Source organism: Lamprobacter sp. (assembly GCF_034860625.1).
Lineage (GTDB): Bacteria > Pseudomonadota > Gammaproteobacteria > Chromatiales > Chromatiaceae > Lamprobacter.
On the sequence record NZ_JAYESN010000438.1, the window covers coordinates 1 to 1,813 of the forward strand.

At 52.6% G+C, this 1,813-nt stretch carries 5 protein-coding genes; all 5 read right to left on the reverse strand.

Annotated features, from left to right (window positions below):
* A partial coding sequence (locus VBE63_RS28590) for a restriction endonuclease subunit S (RefSeq protein ID WP_323686369.1) occupies window positions 1-600 on the reverse strand: 600 nt, incomplete at its 3' end.
* 46 nt (window positions 601-646) lie between these two features.
* Window positions 647-985 (reverse strand): type II toxin-antitoxin system PemK/MazF family toxin, encoded by a 339-nt coding sequence (locus VBE63_RS28595; protein ID WP_323686370.1) that lies wholly within the window; start codon window positions 983-985, stop codon window positions 647-649.
* Window positions 972-1,220: a DUF2281 domain-containing protein gene (locus VBE63_RS28600; RefSeq protein WP_323686371.1), complete on the reverse strand. Its 249-nt coding sequence runs from the start codon at window positions 1,218-1,220 to the stop codon at window positions 972-974. The genes VBE63_RS28595 and VBE63_RS28600 overlap by 14 nt, the downstream gene beginning before the upstream one ends.
* A 173-nt stretch (window positions 1,221-1,393) precedes the next feature.
* Complete coding sequence (locus tag VBE63_RS28605; RefSeq protein WP_323686372.1) at window positions 1,394-1,594, reverse strand: DUF2281 domain-containing protein; 201 nt, start codon at window positions 1,592-1,594, stop codon at window positions 1,394-1,396.
* A 30-nt stretch (window positions 1,595-1,624) separates the two neighbouring features.
* A partial coding sequence (locus VBE63_RS28610) for a hypothetical protein (RefSeq protein ID WP_416274717.1) occupies window positions 1,625-1,813 on the reverse strand: 189 nt, incomplete at its 5' end.

Sequence of the window (1,813 nt, forward strand, 5' to 3'; positions counted from 1 at the left end):
GAGTTTGTCCGCCTGGGCGGCGATCAGGGCGTCGAGGGAGGAGAGGCAAGCGGCGATTTTTTGTTGTTCTTTCTCACTCGGTATCGGCAATTTGAGTTTCAGAAAAGCATGCTTCGATATGTTAAATCGGGTGCTACCTTGAGCCAGCTTGACCACGGATTTGCGGTAAATCGGGCTGCGAAACAGGTAGCAAGAAAACGCGGCTAAAAGGGTCAGCAAGCCATTTGGTCTAAAGGCGAAACAAAAACTATTCAGATATGTTAGTTCCTGGGGAGGATTTAACACGACAGAAGCAAAACCCACTTCTTCCGGTGTTTCAGATGAAGTAGTAAAAAGCACATCCCCGACTAGCAAGACATTTTGCTTTTCATCGGGGGCAATATCGACTTTCCCGCATTTTGCAAAATCAATCCAGGCGGAATCGAAAACCTGTTTATACGTGACAAAGGGCTGCCCTTCACCGAAATCATCCGCAGACTTCCCGCTGAGTCCGTTGATGGTTTCTCCGATCTTAACGAGTTGTTTCTGCTCCCACTCCCCCACCTCCCGAAACTCGGGAAACCGCAACCTCGGCACCAATCCTCTCGTCGGCTCGTTCATCCTGCTGTCGATCATACGCTGTCAATACCTGAACGTTAGTGCCCGCTCATCCAATAATCTGCCCCAGTATTGCGTGCAGGTTTTCACGATCATGCGGCTGCAAACTGCCCATCCTTCTCAGGATGCGTTTTTGTTCCAGGGAGAAAAGCAAGGGCTTAAACAGGGAGGGCTTTAATAATCCAGACGCTTGCCAATGGACGATCTCCGCTTCGGCGAAGTCGAGTGGAGTACGGACACGGCTGGTGATCGCCATCAATATGGCATCGCGTCGCCGTTGTTGATAAGCCGCAGAGCTGACAACAACCGACGGTCGCTTTTTGAGCCCGATCAGATCGGTGAAAGGGAATGGCACCAGCACCACATCTCCAGCCTCAAAGTTGATCATAGGCGGCATCTTCTTCGTTCGCCCAGACCTGATTCAAAGACGCTTCGGAAAGCTGTGAGGTGGCGACGGAAAATTGCAGTGCGCGCTCCTCTTTCTCCAGGAGGAACTGAATAAAATCAAGAACCTCAGCTTGCCGAGAAGGGGGCAGTTGGCTCATCTGTTCGGAGAACTGTTGCGGATCGCAAATCATCATCGGTAAACACTCTTCGCTGTCGTTGTCGCGCTGGATAAACACTGTCACTATTTTGTTGTAGGGTCACGGCACTCATGATGGTGCTGCCTTCAGTTTCGTATTCATACGCCGCAAGTCCAGAAATTTCCCGCTCGCAGGTCACAAACTTGTCAGGACGAACAAAGCTTCTCTTGGGTAAAAACCCCCGACTGAAGGGAAAAGGCAGCAACACCACGTCAAATGGGCGGCACATCGTTCCACACCTCATCTTCAGCGTTATCCCAGTTCACAAGCGCAGTGGCTTGTGCCTGCATAAGATTCTGCCAGGTTAGCGATTCTTCACGCTGCTGTAAAAAGCGGGCAAAATCGAGCACCTCTTGAACCAGTGGTTCAGGGAGTGGTTTAACCGTTTGGTAGACTCCCTCCGCCAGATTCATGCGAAAACCTCGACTGAGTGCCACTCATCTCTATTCATACGCCGCCAGTCCTGAAATCTCCCGCCCACCGGCCTGCTTCTTGAGCACCGGCACCAGTTCCGCCATCAGGGCCGTCTCGGCCTGACCGCGCGCCTTCCAGCCCAGTTCCAGCGGCGCGAACAGGTCGCTGAGCGCCTCACCGTCGAAGATCAGCCGATCGAGCACCCCATCGACGAAGCC

Bases quoted from the DNA above. Each gene is read 5' to 3' on its own strand.
- VBE63_RS28595 (WP_323686370.1), bottom strand. From the start codon at position 985: ATGATCAACTTTGAGGCTGGAGATGTGGTGCTGGTGCCATTCCCTTTC.
- VBE63_RS28605 (WP_323686372.1), bottom strand. From the start codon at position 1,594: ATGAATCTGGCGGAGGGAGTCTACCAAACGGTTAAACCACTCCCTGAA.